This window comes from Aeromicrobium fastidiosum (genome assembly GCF_017876595.1).
Lineage (GTDB): Bacteria > Actinomycetota > Actinomycetes > Propionibacteriales > Nocardioidaceae > Aeromicrobium > Aeromicrobium fastidiosum.
On sequence record NZ_JAGIOG010000001.1, the window covers coordinates 477,627 to 498,780 of the forward strand.

At 69.7% G+C, this 21,154-nt stretch carries 20 protein-coding genes; 15 read left to right on the forward strand and 5 right to left on the reverse strand.

Going from position 1 to position 21,154, the window contains the following annotated elements; genetic code table 11:
- Nucleotides 1–90: 90 nt before the first annotated feature.
- On the forward strand, nt 91–2,217 hold the full coding sequence (locus JOF40_RS02370) for an RNA degradosome polyphosphate kinase (RefSeq protein ID WP_129181833.1): 2,127 nt from the start codon (nt 91–93) through the stop codon (nt 2,215–2,217).
- A 42-nt stretch (nt 2,218–2,259) separates the two neighbouring features.
- On the opposite strand, the gene JOF40_RS02375 is transcribed toward JOF40_RS02370, so the two are convergent.
- Nucleotides 2,260–3,333 carry a hypothetical protein gene (locus JOF40_RS02375; protein ID WP_188111633.1) on the reverse strand — a complete coding sequence of 358 codons (1,074 nt, stop codon included), beginning with the start codon at nt 3,331–3,333 and terminating at the stop codon, nt 2,260–2,262.
- A gap of 55 nt (nt 3,334–3,388) precedes the next feature.
- Here JOF40_RS02375 and JOF40_RS02380 point away from each other — a divergent pair, with 55 nt between their 5' ends.
- The 5 genes from JOF40_RS02380 to pstB all read left to right on the forward strand — a co-directional run bounded on the left by JOF40_RS02380 (nt 3,389) and on the right by pstB (nt 8,419).
- A complete protein-coding gene (locus JOF40_RS02380; RefSeq protein ID WP_188111634.1) occupies nt 3,389–4,276 on the forward strand; it encodes an NUDIX hydrolase in 888 nt (295 codons plus the stop codon).
- Nucleotides 4,277–4,400: 124 nt separating this feature from the next.
- Nucleotides 4,401–5,507, forward strand: a complete 1,107-nt coding sequence (gene pstS, locus JOF40_RS02385) for a phosphate ABC transporter substrate-binding protein PstS (RefSeq protein ID WP_246152698.1) — start codon at nt 4,401–4,403, stop codon at nt 5,505–5,507.
- A gap of 98 nt (nt 5,508–5,605) precedes the next feature.
- Nucleotides 5,606–6,553, forward strand: a complete 948-nt coding sequence (gene pstC / locus JOF40_RS02390; RefSeq protein ID WP_188111635.1) for a phosphate ABC transporter permease subunit PstC — start codon at nt 5,606–5,608, stop codon at nt 6,551–6,553.
- Entirely contained in the window at nt 6,553–7,620 is a 1,068-nt protein-coding gene (gene pstA, locus JOF40_RS02395; protein WP_129179760.1) for a phosphate ABC transporter permease PstA, read from the forward strand. Before pstC ends, pstA begins: the two co-directional genes overlap by 1 nt.
- A gap of 19 nt (nt 7,621–7,639) precedes the next feature.
- A complete protein-coding gene (pstB, locus tag JOF40_RS02400; protein ID WP_129179762.1) occupies nt 7,640–8,419 on the forward strand; it encodes a phosphate ABC transporter ATP-binding protein PstB in 780 nt (259 codons plus the stop codon).
- 221 nt (nt 8,420–8,640) lie between these two features.
- On the opposite strand, the gene JOF40_RS02405 is transcribed toward pstB, so the two are convergent.
- The 4 genes from JOF40_RS02405 to JOF40_RS02420 all read right to left on the reverse strand — a co-directional run bounded on the left by JOF40_RS02405 (nt 8,641) and on the right by JOF40_RS02420 (nt 12,114).
- Nucleotides 8,641–9,666 (reverse strand): inorganic phosphate transporter, encoded by a 1,026-nt coding sequence (locus tag JOF40_RS02405; RefSeq protein WP_129179764.1) that lies wholly within the window; start codon nt 9,664–9,666, stop codon nt 8,641–8,643.
- Between the two features lie 2 nt (nt 9,667–9,668).
- Nucleotides 9,669–10,286: a DUF47 domain-containing protein gene (locus JOF40_RS02410; protein WP_129179766.1), complete on the reverse strand. Its 618-nt coding sequence runs from the start codon at nt 10,284–10,286 to the stop codon at nt 9,669–9,671.
- 86 nt (nt 10,287–10,372) lie between these two features.
- Nucleotides 10,373–10,525, reverse strand: a complete 153-nt coding sequence (locus JOF40_RS02415; protein WP_188111636.1) for a hypothetical protein — start codon at nt 10,523–10,525, stop codon at nt 10,373–10,375.
- Between the two features lie 137 nt (nt 10,526–10,662).
- Nucleotides 10,663–12,114, reverse strand: coding sequence for an MFS transporter (locus JOF40_RS02420; protein ID WP_223148456.1), 1,452 nt, complete (start codon nt 12,112–12,114; stop codon nt 10,663–10,665).
- A 117-nt stretch (nt 12,115–12,231) separates the two neighbouring features.
- Here JOF40_RS02420 and JOF40_RS02425 point away from each other — a divergent pair, with 117 nt between their 5' ends.
- The 9 genes from JOF40_RS02425 (at nt 12,232) to JOF40_RS02465 (ending at nt 21,111) form a co-directional block, all read left to right on the forward strand.
- The gene (locus JOF40_RS02425; protein WP_188111637.1) at nt 12,232–13,440 is read left to right on the forward strand and encodes a sensor histidine kinase; all 1,209 of its coding nucleotides are present in this window, start codon (nt 12,232–12,234) and stop codon (nt 13,438–13,440) included.
- Nucleotides 13,441–13,579: 139 nt separating this feature from the next.
- The gene (locus tag JOF40_RS02430; protein WP_129179770.1) at nt 13,580–14,107 is read left to right on the forward strand and encodes a TasA family protein; all 528 of its coding nucleotides are present in this window, start codon (nt 13,580–13,582) and stop codon (nt 14,105–14,107) included.
- Nucleotides 14,108–14,167: 60 nt separating this feature from the next.
- Nucleotides 14,168–14,755 (forward strand): signal peptidase I, encoded by a 588-nt coding sequence (locus JOF40_RS02435; protein ID WP_129179772.1) that lies wholly within the window; start codon nt 14,168–14,170, stop codon nt 14,753–14,755.
- A 198-nt stretch (nt 14,756–14,953) separates the two neighbouring features.
- Nucleotides 14,954–15,481 (forward strand): TasA family protein, encoded by a 528-nt coding sequence (locus JOF40_RS02440; RefSeq protein ID WP_129179774.1) that lies wholly within the window; start codon nt 14,954–14,956, stop codon nt 15,479–15,481.
- Nucleotides 15,482–15,669: 188 nt separating this feature from the next.
- The gene (locus JOF40_RS02445) at nt 15,670–17,493 is read left to right on the forward strand and encodes an Ig-like domain-containing protein (RefSeq protein WP_129179776.1); all 1,824 of its coding nucleotides are present in this window, start codon (nt 15,670–15,672) and stop codon (nt 17,491–17,493) included.
- Complete coding sequence (locus tag JOF40_RS02450) at nt 17,493–17,882, forward strand: hypothetical protein (RefSeq protein ID WP_129179778.1); 390 nt, start codon at nt 17,493–17,495, stop codon at nt 17,880–17,882. The genes JOF40_RS02445 and JOF40_RS02450 overlap by 1 nt, the downstream gene beginning before the upstream one ends.
- 1 nt (nt 17,883) lies before the next feature.
- A complete protein-coding gene (locus tag JOF40_RS02455) occupies nt 17,884–18,609 on the forward strand; it encodes a response regulator transcription factor (protein ID WP_129179780.1) in 726 nt (241 codons plus the stop codon).
- On the forward strand, nt 18,602–19,840 hold the full coding sequence (locus JOF40_RS02460) for a sensor histidine kinase (protein WP_129179783.1): 1,239 nt from the start codon (nt 18,602–18,604) through the stop codon (nt 19,838–19,840). Before JOF40_RS02455 ends, JOF40_RS02460 begins: the two co-directional genes overlap by 8 nt.
- A gap of 86 nt (nt 19,841–19,926) precedes the next feature.
- On the forward strand, nt 19,927–21,111 hold the full coding sequence (locus JOF40_RS02465; RefSeq protein ID WP_129179785.1) for an SGNH/GDSL hydrolase family protein: 1,185 nt from the start codon (nt 19,927–19,929) through the stop codon (nt 21,109–21,111).
- Nucleotides 21,112–21,154: the final 43 nt, after the last annotated feature.

The window sequence follows — 21,154 nt, forward strand, 5'->3', positions numbered from 1 at the left end:
AGCACACGCTAGCGGGTCGGGCGTCCTCCGGCGCTCGTTCAATCCGCGTTCATCTTGGTCTGACACTCTGGACATGTGGACACACACGACATGGCGGTCGCCGCACTCGAAGATCCGGCCTCTCCCGACGAGTTCGACGTCGACCCGCCCTACGAGCCGGCCGAGAGCGTCCTGCCCCCCGACCGCTTCCTCGACCGCGAGCTCTCGTGGATCGCGTTCAACTCCCGCGTGCTCGAGCTGGCCCAGGACGAGAACCTGCCGCTGCTGGAGCGCGTGCGGTTCCTGGCGATCTTCGCGAGCAACCTCGACGAGTTCTTCATGGTGCGCATCGCGGGCCTCAAGCGCCGCATCGCCGCCGGCGTCGCGGTGCCGTCCGCGAGCGGCCTCAACCCCCGCAACGTGCTGACCCGGAGCCTCGAGGCCAGCCAGGACCTCATGGTGCGCCACGCCGAGACGTACCACGAGCACCTCGTGCCGGCGCTGGCCGCCGAAGGCATCGAGCTGCTGCACTGGGACTCGTTGCGCGACGACGAGCAGGAGCGCATCACGGCGGTCTACCGCGACCGGGTCTTCCCGATCCTGACGCCGCTGGCGGTCGACCCGGCCCACCCGTTCCCGTACATCTCGGGACTGTCGCTCAACCTGGCGCTCGTGATGCGCAACCCCGCCACGGGCAAGGACCACTTCGCGCGCGTCAAGGTGCCGCCCATCATCAACCGCTGGATGGAGGCCGACGCCGGACGCTTCGTGCCCCTCGAGGAGGTCATCGCGGCCCACCTCGACCTGCTGTTCCCTGGCATGGAGCTCATCGCCCACCACGCGTTCCGCGTGACCCGCAACGAGGACCTCGAGGTCGAGGAGGACGACGCCGAGAACCTGCTCAAGGCCCTCGAGAAGGAGCTGCTGCGCCGCAAGTTCGGCCCGCCCGTGCGTCTCGAGGTCGAGGAGTCGATCGACGACGACGTGCTCGACCTGCTGGTCTCCGAGCTCGGCGTGCGGCCCGACGAGGTCATCCGGCTCAAGGGCCCGCTCGACCTGCGCAGCCTCAACGAGATCGCCGATCTCGACCGTCCCGAGCTGCGCTACGAGCCGTTCGTCCCGGGCACCCACCAGCACCTCGCCGAGGTCGAGACCGCCAAGCCGGCCGACCTGTTCAGCGCCCTGCGCAAGCGCGACGTGCTGGTGCACCACCCGTACGACTCGTTCGCCACGAGCGTGCAGCGCTTCATCGAGCAGGCCGCGACCGATCCGCACGTGCTCGCGATCAAGCAGACGCTCTACCGCACGTCGGGCGACTCCCCCATCATCGACTCGCTGGTCGATGCGGCACGCGCCGGCAAGCAGGTGCTGGTGCTGGTCGAGATCAAGGCCCGCTTCGACGAGCAGGCCAACATCCGCTGGGCCCGCAAGCTCGAGCGCGCCGGCTGCCACGTCGTCTACGGGCTCGTGGGCCTCAAGACGCACTGCAAGCTCGCCCTGGTCGTGCGCGACGAGCCCGACGGCCTGCGCCGCTACGCCCACATCGGCACCGGCAACTACAACCCCAAGACCGCGCGCCTCTACGAGGACTTCGGCCTGCTGACGTCCGACCCCGCGATCACCCACGACCTCACCGACCTGTTCAACAACCTGTCGGGCTTCGCGCAGGACTTCTCGTACCAGCAGCTGCTCGTGGCCCCCGCGGGGCTGCGCGACGGGATCGTCGACCGCATCGACGCCGAGATCGCGCACCATCGGGCCGGCCGCCCCGCCTGCATCCGGTTCAAGGTCAACTCGCTGGTCGACGAGGCCGTCATCGACAAGCTGTACGAGGCCTCGCGCGCCGGCGTCGAGGTCGACCTCGTGATCCGCGGCATCTGCACGTTGCGTCCCGGGGTGCCCGGACTGAGCGACACCATCCGCGTGCGCAGCATCCTCGGACGATTCCTCGAGCACAGCCGCATCTACTGGTTCGCGGGCGGCGGCGAGCCCGAGGCATGGATGGGCTCGGCCGACCTGATGCACCGCAACCTCGACCGGCGCGTCGAGGTGCTGGTGCGCGTGCCGACGGCCGAGCACACCGAGGCCCTCGGCGACCTGCTCGCGCGGTCGGTAGACCCCGAGACGACGTCGTGGCACCTCGACGGCGACGGCCGGTGGCACCGCCACCTCGGCTCGTCCAATCTGCAGTCCGAGCTCATCGCCCGGGCGCGGTCACGACGGTCCCGCCAGGTCTGACGGGGCGGGCCGGCTCAGACGGGCCGGATCAGACGGGCCGGATCAGGCGGGGCAGGCCGCGAACAGGACGGGGCCCTCGCCGCTCATGTACGCGGCGAGGTCGGGGTCGACCGAGAAGCGGAGCGTCGTGACGGTGCCGTCGGCCGTGGCGTCGCGCAGGGCGAGGGTGTCCTCGATGCGTCCGGTGCGACCGATGAACGGCCCCGTCGTGAGGGCCGAGCGGACGCGGAGCTGCTCGGCCGCCTCGGCCGGCGAGCCGAACGCCGCGACGAAACGGATCGACTGGTGCCCCGGGCCGTCGGTCAGGCCACGGCCCGTGAACGTCGGCGACGTGAGCTCGCCCACCCGGCTGAGCGCGGCGCGGGCCTGCGCCTGCACGGTCGCATCGGCCTGGGCGAACGACGTGGCCCGGCAGCCGAAGGCACGCCCCTGCAGCACCGCCGTGTCGGAACCGACCAGAGACTGCGCGACGTCCGCGAGCGGCCGGACGGACAGTGCCGATGCCCTGGTGCCGGCGATCGTCGCCAGCACGTCGGGGACATAGCCGGCGCGGTCGGCCGCGACGACGAGCCGCCGGTCGCGCACGAACGACAGGTTGCCGAGGGTGCTTGCGAGCTCGGGTCCCACGCTCGACCCGTTGGCCGAGTCGAGCGACCAGACGTCGCCGCTGCGGGTGTATCCCAGACGGCCGAGCCGCTTCTCGACCGCGTCGATCGACACACCGTCGGAGAACCGTCCCACCATCGCGGCACCACCCGGTGCCCGGCCGTAGGACTCCCAGTCGAGGTCGGCCGCCGACCAGCCGTAGGCGTCGTGCATGTCCTCGACGAACCCGCCGATGACCGAGCGGGTGGTCAGGTCGCGCAGCGATGCGTCGTCGGCCAGCGCGGCCCGGCCGGCGGCGGTCGACGCCGAGCCGAGGCCCAGGCTGCGACGGATGCCCGCCCAGTCGGTGAAGCCCGCGACCACGGTGTCGCGCGGCAGGGCGTCGAGCGCCTGGCTCAGCGCCGGACGCGGATCGGCGGCGCGACCCGAGGCCCACGACCCGGCGGACACGGCCAGGGCGATCGCGACCAGCGGCGCCACCACGAGGATCAGGGAACGACTAGGACGCATGTCGGTCGCACCTCCTGACATCGTCCGTTCATCTCCTCAGGGGACAATACGCACCATGGCAAGTGAACGGATCACGACCGCAGCGGGTGGAGTCGTGTGGCGCAAGCGTCCCGGGACACGTCGGCCGGAGACCCGCGTCGACGTCCTCGTCGTCCACCGCCCGTCGTACGACGACTGGACGTTCCCGAAGGGCAAGACCGATCCGGGCGAGACGCTGCAGCAGACCGCGGTGCGCGAGATCGGCGAGGAGGCCGGCGTGCGCGTGCGCCTCGGCCATCCGCTCCGGCCCGTGACCTACCCGATCAGCGGCGGCACCAAGATCGTCTCCTACTGGAGCGCCCGGATGACGGGCACCGACGACGAGACCCCGTTCGTGCCCAACAAGGAGGTCGACGAGATCCGCTGGGTCGGTCTCGCCGAGGCGCGGACGCTGCTGACGTACGACCACGACCTCGGACTGCTCGAGGAGTTCCGCGCGCTGCGCGAGCGGCAGGCGCACCGCACCCGGACGCTCGTCGTGCTGCGTCACGCCAAGGCCGAGGCGCGTTCGGCCGACGTCGACGACCTCGACCGTCCGCTGACCCCGGTCGGCGAGGCGCGCGCCGCAGACCTCGTACCGGTGCTCGACGCGTACGGCGTCGAGCGGGTCGTGACGAGCCCGGCGGTGCGGTGCGCGCAGACCGTCGAGCCGTACGCCCGGTCGATCGCGACGTTCCTCGAGGTCGACGACCGATTGTCCGAGCAGACCAGCGTCGTCCACGTGCGGCGATCCCTCGCGACGCTGATGGATCGCAAGAAGCCGGTCGTGCTGTGCAGCCACCGCCCGACCCTGCCCTGGGTGCTCGACGCGATCGGCACCGAGCTCGAGGAGTTGGCCCCCGGTCAGGGTGTCGTGGTGCACCACCGCGGCGGGGTGATCCACGCCACGGAGAAGCTGCTCTGACCAGCGGTTCGTCTCGACCGTTACGGCGCCGTTCACCCTGCGTTCACTCTCGCGCGGAGATCGATACATCTGCGCTGCCTACGTTCACCGGGTACGTATCATCTGATCCCAGAGAGGGACCCCCGTGAACCGCAAGAACCTGCGCATCGCCGCCCCGGCCGCCATGCTCGCCCTCGCACTCGGCCTGAGCGCCTGTGGCGCCGGCAACGAAGACTCGTCCTCCGACTCGAGCGGCTCCGGAGACTCCGGCAGCAAGATCTCAGGCACCCTGAACGGCGCCGGATCCAGCGCCCAGGAAGCCGCCGTCGCCGCCTGGAAGAAGCAGTTCCAGACCGCCAACCCCGACGCCACGGTCAACTACGACCCGGTCGGCTCGGGCGGCGGCCGTGAGCAGTTCATCGCGGGCGGCGTGCAGTTCGCCGGTTCCGACGCCTACCTGACGGACGAGGAGCTCGCCTCCGCCAAGGAGAAGTGCGGCAGCGACATCGTCGAGGTGCCCACGTACGTCAGCCCCATCGCCGTGGTCTACAACCTCGACGGCGTCGACGACCTGAACCTCTCGGCCAAGACGATCGGCGAGATCTTCGAGGGCAAGATCACCAAGTGGGACGACGCGGCCATCAAGGCCGACAACCCCGACGCCGACCTGCCCGACAGCAACATCACGGCCGTGCACCGCTCGGACGACTCGGGCACCACGAAGAACTTCACCGACTACCTCGACAAGGCGTCCGAGGGCGGCTGGAGCGGCGGAGTCGTCGAGACGTGGCCGCTGAAGGGTGGCGAGGCTGCCGAGGGCACCTCGGGCGTCATCTCCGCCGTCCAGGGCGGCAACGGCACGATCGGCTACGCCGACGAGAGCCAGGCCGGCGAGCTCGGCAAGGCCAACGTCAAGGTCGGCGACGACTTCGTCGCTCCGACCCCCGAGGCCGCCGCCAAGGTGCTCGACACGGCCAAGCCCGTCGAGGGCCGCGACGCGACCGACATCGCCGTCGACATCGACCGCACGACGACCGAGTCAGGCGTCTACCCCATCGTCCTCGCGTCGTACCAGATCGCCTGCCAGACGCAGAAGGACGCCGCGACGGCCGATCTCGTCAAGGGCTGGCTGACCTACGTGACGAGCACCGAGGGTCAGTCCGCTGCGGCTGAGACCGCCGGCTCGGCACCGCTCTCGGGCGACTTCGCCTCGAAGGTCCAGGCCGCGGTCGAGACGATCAAGGCTTCCTGAGCCACCTGCTCCTTGGGCTTGTCGAAAGACCTCTTCGACAAGCCCAAGGAGCGTTCGTCCGCCACCCCACCACCCCTCTTCGCTGAAAGGCACCGCCTGTGACCAGCACGCTGGAACCCCGTCGCAAGCGCTCGACCGTCGTCCGTCCCGGTGACCGCATCTTCTCGGGTCTGTCGACCAGCGCGGGAATCCTCATCCTGCTGGTCCTCGCCGGCGTCGCGGCCTTCCTCACGATCGAGGGCGTGCCCGGCATCACCGCCAGCCCCGACGAGGTCAAGAGCGGCGAGAGCTTCCTGCCGTACGTCTGGCCCCTCGTCTACGGCACGCTGCTCGCCGCGACGATCGCCCTCATCATCGCGGTGCCCGTCGCGATCGGCGTCGCCCTGTTCATCTCGCACTACTCGCCCCGCAAGCTCGGACAGGTGCTCGGCTACCTGATCGACCTGCTCGCCGCGGTGCCCAGCGTCGTCTACGGCCTGTGGGGCATCGGCTTCCTGGCCCCGAAGATGGCACCCATCTACGCGTGGCTCGAGACCCACCTCGGCTTCATCCCGTTCTTCGCCGGCCCCGCATCGGCCACGGGCCGCACGATCATGACGGCGTCCATCGTGCTGGCGGTCATGATCCTGCCGATCATGACCGCGATCTGCCGCGAGATCTTCCTGCAGACGCCCCGCCTGCACGAGGAGGCCGCGCTCGCGCTCGGCGCCACCCGCTGGGAGATGGCCCGCATGGCGATCTTCCCGTACGCGCGCTCCGGCATCGTCTCGGCCGCGATGCTCGGCCTCGGCCGCGCACTGGGCGAGACGCTCGCCGTCGCGATGGTGCTCTCGGTCTCGGCCGGCACCGTCACCGCCAACCTGATCAGCAGCACCAACCCCAGCACGATCGCCGCCAACATCGCCCTCAGCTTCGGCGAGGCCAGCGGCAAGACCGTCAACGTCCTGATCGCCAGCGGCCTGGTGCTGTTCGTGATCACCTTCCTCGTCAACTTCGCAGCGCGGGCCATCGTGGACCGCCGCAAGGAATTCTCCGGAGCCAACTGATGACGACCACTCTCACGCCGCCTCCCGTCGACGTCCAGAAGGAGCTGCACGGTGCCCAGCTCCCGGCCCGCGCCCCCCTCGGGGTGGTGTGCGGCGGCCTGGTCGTCGGTGCCGCGCTCTACCTCGGGGCCGGCGTCAACCTGATGCTCGCCGCGCTGGTCGTGTTCGCGATCAGCCTGCTGCTGCCGGCCTGGTCGGCCGCGGTCGAGGGACGCCGCAAGGCCACGGACCGCCTCGTCACCGTGCTGGTGACCTCGTCGTTCGTGCTCGCGATGTTCCCGCTGTTCAGCATCTTGGTGACGGTCATCAGCAAGGGCTCGAAGGTGCTGGGGGTGGACTTCTTCACCTTCTCGATGCGCAACGTCGTGGGTGAGGGCGGTGGCATCTACCACGCGCTGGTCGGCACGCTGCTGATCACCGGCGCGGCCACCCTGATCTCGGTGCCGATCGGCCTGTTCGCCGCGATCTACCTCGTGGAGTACTCCGAGGGCAACCGGCTCTCGCGCTGGATCCGCTTCCTGGTCGACGTCATGACCGGCATCCCCTCGATCGTCGCCGGGCTGTTCGCCTACGCCTTGTTCGTGCTGTTCTTCGGCGAGGGTGTCCGGATGGGCATCGGCGGTTCCGTCGCCCTGTCGGTGCTGATGATCCCCGTGGTCGTCCGCTCCACCGAGGAGATGCTGAAGCTCGTGCCCAACGAGCTGCGCGAGGCCTCGTACGCGCTGGGCGTGCCCAAGTGGCGCACCGTCGCCAAGGTCGTGCTGCCGACGGCCCTGGCCGGCATCGTCACCGGCGTGACGTTGGCGATCGCCCGCGTCATCGGCGAGACCGCTCCCCTGCTGATCATCGCCGGGGCCACCGACTCGGTGAACTTCAACCTGTTCGACGGGCGCATGGCGTCGCTGCCGGTGTTCGCCTACGCCTCGCAGCGCAACCCCGGCATCCCGCCCGAGTTCAGCATCGACCGTGCCTGGGGCGCGGCCTTCACGCTGCTGCTGATCGTCATGCTGCTCAACCTCATCGCCCGTCTCGTCTCCTACTTCTTCTCGCCCAAGGGCGAGCGTTAATCCGGAAGGACCACCCCTCATGGCCAAGAGCATCGACGTCTCGGACCTGAACATCTACTACGGAGACTTCCTCGCTGTCGAGGACGTCACCATCCCGATCGCGGCGAAGTCCGTCACCGCCTTCATCGGCCCCTCGGGCTGCGGCAAGTCGACCTTCCTGCGGTCGCTCAACCGCATGCACGAGGTCATCCGCGGTGCGCGTGTCGAGGGCAAGGTGCTGATCGACGGGCAGGACCTGTACGCGTCCGACATGGACCCGGTCAACGTCCGCCGCATGATCGGCATGGTCTTCCAGCGGCCGAACCCGTTCCCGACGATGTCGATCTACGACAACGTCCTGGCCGGGCAGAAGCTCAACAGCAAGCGCATGAAGAAGACCGAGTCCGACGACATCGTCGAGCGCTCGCTGCGCAGCGCCGGTCTGTGGGCCGAGGTCAAGGACCGTCTCGACCGTCCCGGCTCGGGGCTTTCGGGTGGTCAGCAGCAGCGTCTGTGCATCGCCCGCGCGATCTCGGTCGAGCCCGAGATCCTGCTGATGGACGAGCCCTGCTCGGCGCTCGACCCGATCTCGACGAGCGTCATCGAGGACCTGATCCACGAGCTCAAGACGCAGTACACGATCGTGATCGTGACCCACAACATGCAGCAGGCGGCGCGCGTGTCGGACGAGACGGCGTTCTTCAACCTGTCGGGCGTCGGCAAGCCGGGACGCCTGATCGAGGTCGGCCGCACCGAGGCGATCTTCTCCAATCCCCAGGACCCCGCCACCGAGGCCTACATCCAGGGAAGATTCGGATAACTCCCAGTCAGCGAGACCACGAAGACGCCGCGAGCCACCAGGCTCGCGGCGTCTTGCGTCCCGGCCACGGGCCGAGGAAGCGCCAGCGAGCCACCAGGCTCGCGGCGTCTCGCGTCCCGACCACTGGCCGAGGGAGCGCCAGCGACCGAAGGCAAGCGCCCGGGCGAAGCCCGGCTGCTGCGAGGGACGAGCAGCAGGAGCCGCGAGGTACGAGCGGCGCGCTACTGGGGGATGAAGCTGTGCAGCACGACGTAGGTCAGCGCGGCGACGGCGGCCGACGCCGGGATCGTGATGATCCATGCGGTGATGATGCCGCGCGCGACGCCCCAGCGGACGGCGCTGAACCGCTTGGTCGCTCCCGCACCCATGACGGCGGACGTCATGGTGTGCGTGGTCGAGACGGGGGCGTGGGCGCCGATCGCCATGCCGTAGAGCACGATCGCGGCGGTCGACTCGGCGGCGAAGCCACGTGGCGGGTCGAGTGCGATGATGCGCCGGCCCATCGTGCGCATGATGCGCATGCCGCCCGACATCGTGCCGAGCGAGATCGCCCCGGCGGCCGAGAGGATGACCCACAACGGGATGTCGTCGTTGGCGGACGTGTGATAGCCGCCGGCGATCAGCGCGAGGACGATGACGCCCATGGTCTTCTGTGCGTCCTGCAGGCCGTGACCCAGCGAGAGTGCTGCGGCCGAGACGGTCTGCGAGAGCCGGAACCCGCGGTTGACGGTGTGCGGGTTGGCGCGTCGGAAGATCCACATGATCGACGTCATGATGATGAACGCGCCGCCGAAGCCGAGCGCGGGGCTCAGCACCATCGGGATCGCGACCTTGTCGATGACCTTGTCCCAGTCGACCGTGACGCCGGCCGCCATGCCCACGCCGATCAGGCCGCCGATCAGGGCGTGCGACGAGGACGACGGGATGCCGAAGTACCACGTGATGAGGTTCCAGACGATCGCGCCGACCAGGGCGCTCAGCACGACCGTGAGGGCATGTGACTGGCTCTGCGCGGTGATGTTGTCGAACCCGCTCAGGATGTCCTTGATGGTCTTGGCCACCCCCACGCCGAGCAGCGCTCCGACGAAGTTGAGGATGCCGGCCATCGTCAGGGCGATGCGCGGGGTCAGCGCACGCGTCGACACCGAGGTCGCGATCGCGTTGGCGGCGTCGTGGAAGCCGTTGGTGTAGTCGAAGAACAGGGCGATCGCGACGGTGGCGATCACCAGGACGAGGACGAGGTCCACCCTCAGGACTCCTTGACGGCGATCTGCTCCACCGTGTTCGCGACCGACTCGAGGGCGTCGATCGCGTGCTCGAGCGAGTCGACGACGTCCTTGAGCTTCAGCACCTCGAGCGACTTGTAGCTGCCGCCGAACAGGTGGGCCACGATGCGGCGGTAGGAGCGGTCGCCCTGGTTCTCGAGGCGGTTGATCTCGATCCAGTACTCGTCGAGGTCCTTCATGGTGCGCAGCCGCGGCATGGCCTCGGCGGTCAGCTGGGTGGCACGCTGCAGCACCTCGACCTGCGGGGCGAAGTCGGCTGGCAGGTCGCCGAGCTCGTACAGGCCCACGAGGTCGACGGTCTCCTCCATGAAGTCCATGACGTCGTCGAGGCTGCTCGCGAGGCGGTAGATGTCCTCGCGGTCGAAGGGCGTGATGAACGTCGAGTTGGCCCGCTTGATGATCTTGTGGGTCGTCTCGTCGGCCTGGTGCTCGGCCTCTCGCATCTGTTCACCGAGAGCCGTCTTGTCGGTGCTCGAGTCGAGCATCTGCGCCAGCAGATTCGCGCCTTCGACGAGGTGGTTCGCCATCTCGGTGAACAACTCGTAGAAGGATGTCTCAACTGGTCGGATGCGAAAACGCACGACTAGCTCCTGTCAATGCTGAGTAGGGCACGCCCATGCTAGAGGCACGATGTTCATCGGTGTCAATCGCGGGTGTCGCCGTCCGTTCAACTGACGGTGGCAATGCCCAGGATCTCGTCGACCTCGCGTTGGCTGAGGTGGGTGTCCCTGGCAGACGCGGCGATGATCAGCCGGCTGGTCAGCTCGATCTCGTCGAGCGCCTGGTCGTCGCGGAGGCGACTGTCCAACGGCTCGGGCATGGTGCGTGCTCCCACGGTGATCGGTGCTGACAACGACGGGTCGCCTGCTGCAGCGTGAGCGGCAGCCGGCCGGTTTCCCCGTCACCGAGGCTAACCGGTGGGTCCACGTCCGCGCAGCGAATCGGGTGTCTCGGACCTCACGCGACGCCGGTGTCGTCTCGGTCGCGGGCGCGCCGCACCAGGTCGAGCAGCCCCATCGCGAGCGCCACGACGACGAAGGCGATCGTGACGTGCAGGCTGTACGACAGGGCATCGGCGAAGTCGCCGTCGCTCGACCGCACCCGCTCGAAGAACAGGGCCAGCACGATCGCGACGCCGATCGCCGACCCGACCCGTTGCGCAGTCTGCAGCAGTCCCCCACCGGCACCGGCGCGCGCCGGCTCCACCTCGTCGAGCGAGAGCGTGATGTTGGGGGTGATGACGAGCCCGCCGCCGAGGCCGGCCAGCAGCAGGACGGGTGCCAGCTTGAGACCGACGTCGCCCGACAGGTGCGGGACGAGGAGGTCGACGACCACGAGCGCCACGGTGATCAGCGTCAGGCCTGTCACGACGAGCAGCCGTCCGAACCGCTCGACGAGGCGTCCGCCGACCAGTGCGGACGTGGCCGACCCGACGGCGAACGGCAGCTGTGCGAGACCGGCCTCGAGCGCCGAGTAGCCGAGGCCCTGCTGCAGGTAGAGGGTCAGGACGATGAAGATCGACGTGAAGCCCGCGAAGTAGAACGTGCCGAGGCCCACGCCGAGGACGAACGACCGCACCTTGACCAGCGAGAGGTCGAGCAGCGTCTCGCGACCCGTCGACGTCCAGCGACGCTCCCACAGGACGAACACGGCCAGCAGCACCGCCGAGACGCCCAGCAGCCACCACGGGCGCTGCGACAGCGAGTCGTCCTGGCTGCCCGACACGAGCGGCAGCAGCACGAAGAACATCGCGGCACCGAACAGGACGACGCCGACGGGATCGAGCGACTGCCGCGGCCCGCGTGCGGACACCGGGAGGTAGCGGTGCGCGAGCACCAGGAGCAGGATGCCGATCGGCACGTTGACGAAGAACACGAGCCGCCAGCCCGACTCCTGCCCACCGAGCTGGATCAGCAGGCCGCCGAGCACGGGGCCGATCGCGGTCGAGACGCCGATCGTCGCGCCGAACAGGCCGAACGCCCGACCGCGCTCCGGTCCCTTGAACAGGTTCTGGATGAACCCGGACACCTGCGGCGTGATGAGACCCCCGCCGATGCCCTGGACGACGCGCGCCGCGGCGATCCACAGCGGCTCCTGCGCGGCCCCGCACACCGCACTCGCGACGGTGAACACCGCCACGCCGACCATGAAGACGGTGCGCCGGCTCCGGGCGTCGCCGAGACGACCGGCCGGCACCAGCACGATGCCGAAGGCCAGGGCGTAGCCCGCGACGACCCACTGGATCGTGCTGTTGCCGGCGTCGAGCCCGTCGCGGATCGAGGGCAGGGCGACGTTGACGATGCTGACGTCGAGCAGCGTCATCGAGCCGGCCAGCAGGCACACGGCCAGGGCGTGCCACCGCCGCGCGCGCTCCTCGGGGGTCAGCTCGGGCTGATCGGTCTGGGTCACGCGTCCACGGTAGGTGCAGCCCGTCCTGTGCGCTGGGCGTCGGCGTCGGCCACCGACGCGATGCCAGCAGCGGGGTCCCGTGAGACAGTAGGACCTAAGTCCCAAAGGGGGGATCGCATGGTGCAGGATGTCGTCGAATCAGCCGTCGTCGACCACGAGCTCGAGCGCTATCGCGCCCTCGAGCGGTCATCCGGTCGTGATCTGCAGTCACTCGTCGACCTGATCGCGCAGATCTGCGATGTGCCGCACGCCGTCATCAACATGATCGGCAGCACCGACCAGCACCAGATCGTGGCGACGGGCTTCGAGCCGTCGATCTGCGCCCGAGAGGACTCGATGTGCGCCATCGTGATGGACGAGCCCCGGGCGATCGTGGTCGCCGATGCCAGCGTCGATCCACGTTTCCGGCACAACCCCTTCGTCACGGGCGAGATCGGCACGGTGCGGTTCTATGCGTCCGCTCCGATCGTCACGCCTGACGGGGTACCGATCGGTCGCCTGTGCGTGTTCGACGTCGTCCCGCGCACCCTGTCCGACCTGCAGAAGCAGGCCTTGGGGGTCATGGCCTCCCAGGTCATGGACCTGCTGGAGCTGCGGTTCCGCAGCCAGGAGCTCGAGGACTCCCTGCGCGAGCTGACCCAGGCGCGCGACGACCTGCGCCGCTCGAACGAGCACCTGACACTGTTCGCCGGACAGGTCAGTCACGACCTGCGCACGCCGCTCACCGCGATCCTCGTCAACGCGGAGCTGTTGGCGACCGAACCCGTCGTCGCGAGCGATGCCGACGTGGCGCAGATGGTCGGGGCCGTCGAGCAGGCCGGGCACCGGATGGACTCGATGATCCAGCGGATGCTGTCGTTCGCGCAGCAGGGTGGACGGTTGCGCAGCGCGGACGTCGACCTCCGGTACGTGCTCGACCTGGCGCTGAAGGACGTCGCTCCGCTCTCGCAGCGCAGCGACGCCCAGATCACGGTCGGCGAGCTGCCCCTGGTGATCGGCGACGCCGACCTCCTCTACTCCGTGCTGCTCAACCTCATGACCAATGCGATCAAGTTCGCCCGTCCGGATCGACGGCCAAAGGTGACCGTGTCGGCCGAGCAGCGCGAGCGGCATTGGCGCATCCGCGTCGACGACAACGGCATCGGCGTGCCGGAGGACCGGCGCGAGTCGATGTTCGACCTCTTCACGCGTGACGACCACGACCGTGCGGGCCATGGCATCGGGCTGGCGACAGCGCGGCAGATCGTCGAGGCACACGGCGGGACGATCGCCATGGAGGGCAACGTCGCGGGCGGCACGAGCGTCTGGTTCGACCTGCCGCTGTAGCCCCGAGCACTGGTCGGCAGGTGGTGCCGAAGTGTGGAGATCGTGGGGAAGTGATGTGGAGATCGCGTGGATCGCGGCTCCATAAGTTGGTGCCACAAGCCAACGCAGCACCCGCCGCCCACGACTCCAAGGACCCGCCATGAAGAGCAAGAAGATCCTCCTCCCCCTCGCCACCCTCGTCGCCGCCGGCGCCATCGCCGTCGGATCGGGTGCCACGTTCACCTCGACCAGCGCCAACACGATCAGCTCGGTCACCTCCGGCACGCTGACGCAGAGCAACTCCAAGGCCGACGCGGCCATCTTCAACCTCAGCAACATCAAGCCCGGCGACGTCGTCAACGGCAGCCTCACGATCAAGAACACCGGCAGCCTGCCCGCCACGTTCTCGCTGACCGAGACCTCCTCGGTCAACGGCTTCGCGGCGGCCAACCTGACGCTCGACATCACCAACACCACGACCGGGACCAAGGTCTGGTCGGGCACGTTCGGCGACCTGGTCGACGGCGCGAAGACCCCCCTCGGCCTCGTCGAGCCCGGCGTGTCGAACGTCTACACGTTCAGCGCCAAGCTGGCCACCGCGACGCCGAACACCGATCAGGGCAAGACCGCCTCGGCCGCCTTCCAGTGGGACTCGGTCCAGGCCGACGCCACCACCACCAACCAGTAAGCCCCTCCGGGGTGCCACCCGGCACCCCGGCCCGATGACCGGTCCCGAAAGGACGACATCATGAGCCGCGCCCTTCGTACCCGCCGCAGCGCCGCCTCGCGCGCCGGCTCGTGGCTGGTCAACATCGTCATGGTCGTGGCGACGGTGGCCGGCGTCGGCTACCTCGCCCCCAGCCTGTTCGGGTTCGAGCGCTACGTCATCACCGGCGGATCGATGTCGGGGACGTTCGAGAAGGGCTCCATCGCCTTCGAGCAGCGCGTGCCGGTCGAGGACGTCAAGATCGGCGACGTCATCACGTACCTGCCGCCCGCCGACAGCGGCACGAACCACCTGGTCACCCACCGCGTCATCTCCGACACCGTGCTGCCGACCGGAGTCCGCCAGCTGCAGACGCAGGGCGACGCCAACCCCGACCCCGACCCGTGGAAGTTCAGCCTGACCGAGAGCACGCAGCCGGTCGTCCGCACCACGGTGCCGTACGCCGGATGGGTCTTCGTCGCCCTGGCCGACCGTGAGATCCGCATGGTGGCGATCGGCGTCCCCGCCGCGCTCATCGCCCTCGCCAGCCTCGTCGAGCTGACCCGTGGCGTGCGCGGGGTGCGGGTCGAGCGACGCGAGAAGCGCCACGCGGCTCTCGTCACCGCCTGACGCCTACGCCACTCAGCACAACCCGGCTCAGCACGACCCCGCACATCGACACCGAACCGTGTACATCGTGGGGAGATCGTGGGGAGATCGCGTGGATCGCGGCTCCATAACGTTGGTGTCACCAGCCGAGGAACGCTCCCGGCCAACGACCTCCCCCCACCTCGGACCTTCAGGGTCCACCACCCGAAGGGCACCACCATGAAGACCAAGAAGATCCTCCTCCCCCTCGCCACCCTCGTCGCCGCCGGTGCCATCGCCGTCGGATCGGGTGCCACGTTCACCTCGACCAGCGCCAACACGATCAGCTCGGTCACCTCCGGCACGCTGACGCAGAGCAACTCCAAGGCCAACGCCGCGGTCTTCAACCTCACGAACATCAAGCCCGGCGACGTCGTCAACGGCAGCCTCACGATCAAGAACACCGGCAGCCTGCCCGCCACGTTCTCGCTGACCGAGACCTCCTCGACCAACACGTTCACGGCGTCCAACCTGTCGATGACGATCACGAACGCCACGACCAACAAGGTCGTCTACACCGGCACGTTCGGCGGACTGGTCGACGGCACCAAGAACGACCTCGGCCTCGTCGCACCGGGCGTCTCCAACGACTTCGTCTTCAGCGTCAAGCTCGACCAGGGCACCACGAACGTCGACCAGGGCAAGACCGCCTCGGCCGCGTACCAGTGGGACTCGGTCCAGGCCGACGCCACCACGACCAACCAGTAGGTGCACGACACCCCCGAACCCGCGGCTTTCCCCCGAGCCGCATGAGAAGCGCCGCCGACCCACTCCCGGGTCGGCGGCACTTCTCGTCGTCCCGGGGATCGATCACCCCGTGGGCTCGCGCGCAGATGTGGAGAACGTGGGGAACTCGCGTGGAGTTCGCGTGGATCGACTCTCCCTAGGCTCGACACATGAGCTCGACGACTCCCCGACACCGCCAGGTGGCAGCCCGGAAGACCTCCCGGTTGCCCCTCGCGCTCGCTGCCCTGGTCGCAGTCGTCGCCGCCGTCGCGCTCACCGGATCGTCCTCCGCCTCCTTCGTCTCCACCTCGGCGTCGACGGGCACGGTCAGCGCCGCGGCCGACTGGACGCCGCCGACCGTCGCGGTGTCGGCACCGGCGTCGATCGTCAAGGGCATCGTCACCGTCACCGCCACGGCGTCCGACGCCGACTCGGGCGTCGCCGGCGTCAACATCCAGCGCGCGGCCGCCGGCAGCTCCGACTGGACGAGCCTGTGCATCACCAACACGTCGCCCTTCTCCTGCAGCTGGGACACCACCCAGGTCGCCGACGGCGCCTACGACCTGCGCGCCATCGCGGTCGACCGGGCGGCCAACTCGACCACGTCCGCCGTCGTGAGGACCACGGTCGCCAACAACGTCACGGTGGTGCTGGCCCGTCCCGGCGACGTCCTCAGCGGCACGGCGACCACCACGACCACCGTCACCGGTGCCGCCGGCATCACCCCGACGGTCCGCGTCGAGTACGCGCCGACCGCCACCACGACGTGGACGACGCTGTGCACCGCGGCGACCTCGCCGTTCACCTGCTCGGTCAACACCGCGAACCTGCCCAACGGCACGTACGACCTCCGCTCCGTCGCCGTGTCCGGCTCGACGACCTACACCTCGGCCGTCGTCAGCAGGGTCGTCGTCGACAACCTCGCCCCCACCGTGACGATGACCGACCCGGGCACTGCGCTCAAGGGCACCAAGACCTTCACGGCCACCGCCGCCGACACGCACTCGGGCATCGCCAAGGTCGTCATCCAGTCGTCGACCGGTGGCACCTGGAGCGACCTGTGCACCATCACGAGCAGCGCGACCACGTCGTACTCGTGCTCGGTCGACACCGGCGCGCAGCTCCCCAACGGCACGTACAGCTTCCGCGCCCAGGCGACCGACCGCGCGGGCAACGCCACCACGTCCGCCGCGATCACGGGCCGCGTCGTCCAGAACACCGTCTCGACCGTCGTGCTGAACGCTCCGAGCACCTACCTGCGCGGGACGGTCCCCTTGACCGCCACCACGACCACGAACGGGACCATCAGCTCGGTCAGGTTCCAGCGCTCGCCCGCCGGGGCCGGCACGTGGACCGACATCTGCACCGACACCACCTCGCCGTACACGTGCTCGTTCACGACGAACGGCACGGCCGGCGTGGCCGACGGCACCTACGACCTGCGCGCCGTCCTGACCGACTCCGACGGCCGCACGACCACCTCGACCGTCGTCACGAACCGCATCGTCGACAACACGGCAGCCAGGGGCGTCGACGTCCAGACCACGAACGGCGGCACCGCCGGGCGCATCGACGCCGGCGACACCATGGTCTTCACGTTCAGCGAGCAGATGGACCTCAGCTCGATCTACGCCGGCTGGTCGGGCTCCGCGACGTTGGGCACCGTGCGCGTTCGTGGCGCCCTCTCCGGTGCGTCCAACGTGCTCGACGTCACCGCTCCCTCGAACGTCCGGCTCGGCACCGTCGACCTCATCGAGAACTTCAGCCTGCTGTTCGACAACACGGCCGACATGTCGATGACGGCGTCCACGGTCACGGTCGACGGCGTCGCCCGCACCGTCGTCACGATCAAGGTCCTGAGCGCGAGCGGCTACCAGGTCAGCTCCCCCGCGACGATGGTGTGGACGCCCTCCGCCGCCGCGCTCGACCTGGCCGGCAACCCGACCAGCACCGCCACGGTGTCCGAATCCGGCCAGCCCGACCTGGACTTCTGATGCGCCGCCGCAGCACGACGTCGAGGATCACGACGGCGACGATGGCCTTGCTCTGCGTGGCGCAGCTCGGGCACCTGGTCGCCGACGGCCACACCCCCTACATCGCCGCGCTGCTGCTCACCCTGCTCGTGCTGCTCGTCGCGACGACCGTCAAGCTGCATCGCGACGACTGCGTCGAGTCGCGGATGAGCGCCGCGGTCCTGGCGCTGCTCAGCGGCGGAGGTGTCGCCCTGACCGCGACGATCGGTCTGCCGGGCCAGTCCGACAACGGTCTGGACCTGCTCGGCGCCGCGACGCTCGTCCTGTCGGTGACAACGCTGACGACGCTCGCCCTGACCGCACGACGGCAGGCTCGCGAGACCGGTCCGAGGTCACCGTATGCTCTCTGAGATGCCCCACCTCGTGCTGATCGTCGAGGATGACGACCAGATCGCCGCGCCCCTCGTCCGTACGCTCGAGCGGGAGGGATACGCCGTCGAGCGAGTCGCTGCCGGGCTCCCCGCGGTCGAGCGGGTCCGCGCGGGTGACGTCGACCTCGTGCTGCTCGACCTCGGTCTCCCCGACGTCGACGGGCTCGAGGTGTGTCGCCGCATCCGCGCCAACGGCTACCTCGGCGGCGTCCTGATCCTGACCGCACGAGGCGGCGAGCTCGACCGGGTCGTCGGGCTCGACGTCGGTGCCGACGACTACCTGGCCAAGCCCTTCGGCCTCGCGGAGCTGCTCGCACGGGCGCGGGCCCTGCTGCGCCGCAGCGCGCCGGCAGTCGACGCACCGGCAGCTGTCTCCGCCCCGGCTCCGGCTCCGGCCGTCGACCACGGCACGAGCCTGCGCATCGACACCGGGTCGCGCCGCGTCTGGGTGGGTGCGGACGAGCTCGCCGTGACGGCCAAGGAGTTCGACGTGCTGGCACTGCTGCACTCCTCGCCCGGGGCGGTCTTCACCCGCGAGAGGGTCATGGACGAGGTGTGGGACGAGAACTGGTTCGGCTCCACCAAGACCCTCGACACGACGATCGGACGACTCCGGCAGAAGCTCGAGGACAGCGGCACGTCGTCGCGCATCGTGACGGTGCGGGGCGTCGGCTTCAGGCTCGAGAGCGAACCGGCGGATGCGTGAACGCCTGGTCGTGACGCTGGTTTCGATGACGGTCGGCATCCTCGCGGTGTTCGGCGTCGTCCGCGCCTACTCGACCGCAGACCTGGTGCGCGATCAGGAACGCGTCAGCGTCCAGCAGACGGCTGACCTAGCTGCCGTCGCGATCGCCGCACGCCTCCAGAGCGGTGCTCCGGTGACGCCGACCTTCCTGGCCTCGATGGCCGGCGAGGACCGACGCATCACCTTCGTCGACGGCCAGGACGCCCGCACGTCCGGGGGTAGCGCCGGGAGCGACGGCGTCGACGCGCGGCGAGCCGTCGAGGGCGGGGGACGCGTGACGGTCTCCGAGTCGGGGTCGGTGCAGTCCGAGCGGGTCTCGGACGCCCTGCTGCCGCTGGTGCTGCTGGGGCTGGCCCTGGCCGCTGCGGCAGCCGTCATCGGCTGGCTCCTGGCTCGTTTGTTCGCGCGGCCGTTCCGCCTGCTCGCCGATGACGCGACCCGCATCGGCGACGGGCACTTCGACGTCAAGGTGCACCACTCGTCGATCAGCGAGGCCGAAGACCTGGGCAACGCGCTCAGGCGGGCCGCGAGCCAGCTCGACACGCTCGTCCGGCGCGAGCGCGAGCTGGCGACCGTGGCGTCCCACGAGCTGCGCACCCCCATCACGGCGCTGCGACTGTCGCTCGAGGACCTCAGCCTGTGGCCACAGACGCCGGCCGATGTCGCCGAGGAGCTGCAGCGGGGGCTGACCGAGGTCGACCGCCTCAGCGACGTCGTCAGCACGCTGCTCGAGAGCGGCGACCGCAGCCAGCTCGGCGCCGTCTCGGAGGTCGAGCTGCGCGAGCTGGCCGGCGACGCCGTCGACCGCTGGGCCGACCGCGCCCGCCACCTCCGCCGGCCGCTCCTGCTGGGATCGGCGGCCCCTCTGCGTGCCACGGTCGTCCGCGCGTCGGTCGACCGCATCCTCGACGAGCTCGTCGAGAACGCCCTCCTGCACGGCACCGGCACCGTGACGGTCGACGCCGTCGTGGGTCACACGTATGCCGGGATCGGAGTCTCCGACGAGGGTGCCAAGGCCTTCCAGACCGGGGTGCTGCACGCCTCGCCCGCGGGCGGCAGCCACGGGCTGACCGAGGCCGCCGTGCAGGCCGAGTCGCTGGGCGGGTTCATCAGTGTCATCGACGTGCCCGAGACCCGGGTGGTGCTGGCCCTGCCGTTGCCGGGCCGCGCAACGGACCACCATCCCGTGTGACTCAGGTCACGCGGAGCCATTGACTTCTCGACGTCCGTGGGCTGGCATGGCTGGAGCGACACGGCGTCGCCGGGGATGGGGACGACATGCGCAGACTTCTGGCCGGGGCACTCACGATGACGATCGTCGCGGCGCTGGCACCGCTGTCCGTGGCCGGTGCGGCCACCACCGGCGGCGATGTCTTCGACCGCGGCCCGGGCGGGCTGAGATACGTGGCGCTGGGCGACTCCGCCGCTGCCGGCCCGATCATCCTCCCCCAGCGCGCCGGCTCCCCATGCTTCCGCAGCGAGCGGAACTTCGCGACCGCGACCGCCGCCGCGCTGGACGTCCGCGCGTTCACCGACGTGACCTGCTCCAGCGCCACGGTCGACAACATGACCGTCCCGCAGGACTCGGAGCCTCCACAGCTCGATGCGCTGCGCCCCGACACGACGCTCGTGACCCTCGGCCCGATCGGGGCCAACGACGCCGGCATCGTCAGCACCGTGACCGGGTGCCTGGTGCCCGGCTGCAAGGAGCGCGACGGCCGGACCGTCCACGACAGGATCGACGCGATCCGTCCCGAGCTGGCAGCCACGTTGGCCGCGATCAAGGCGAGGTCGCCGAAGGCCGCGATCGTCGTCGTCGGCTACGGCCTCTACGTCCCGGCCGGCGGCTGCCCCCTGACCCAGCCCGTCACCCCGTCCGACGCCGACTACGTGCAGGGACTCGTCAACCACACCAACGACGTGCTGCTCGAGGCCAGTCGCGCCGCGGGAGCGACCTTCGCCGATCTGCGGACGACGTCGGGGGCCCTCGACCACACGGCGTGCGCGCCCGCCGGCCAGCGCTGGCTCGAGGGAGTCGTCCCGGCCAGCCTCGACGGAGCCATCCCGTTCCATCCCACCGCCCTGGGCATGAGCGCCTACTCGGCGACGGTGGCCGCGGCGGCTCGCGAGGCGATCGCCCGTCAGGCTGCTGACCGGCAGACGGAGGCCCGGGCCCAGCTCGCCGCGGCCGCCAGGAAGGTGCGGGGCCAGGCCGTGTGCCGTGGCTCCAAGGTGCGGCTGCGAATCCTGACCCGGCACGCGCCCGTCGTGCGGGCCGACTTCAAGGTCGGTAGGCAGTTCATCGTCCGCGACAGCAAGGCTCCGTTCACCCGATCGGTGAAGCGCTCGGCGATCGCGAAGCGGTCGGGCTCGTTCACGGCGCGGGTCAAGCTCGTCGTGCCCGATGCGCAGGCGACCGTCACGATCCGGTTCCACCGACCCCGGTGCTCGCGCCGGGCCTGACGGCGCGACCGCTCGCACATCCTCCGACCGGCTGCACCAGACT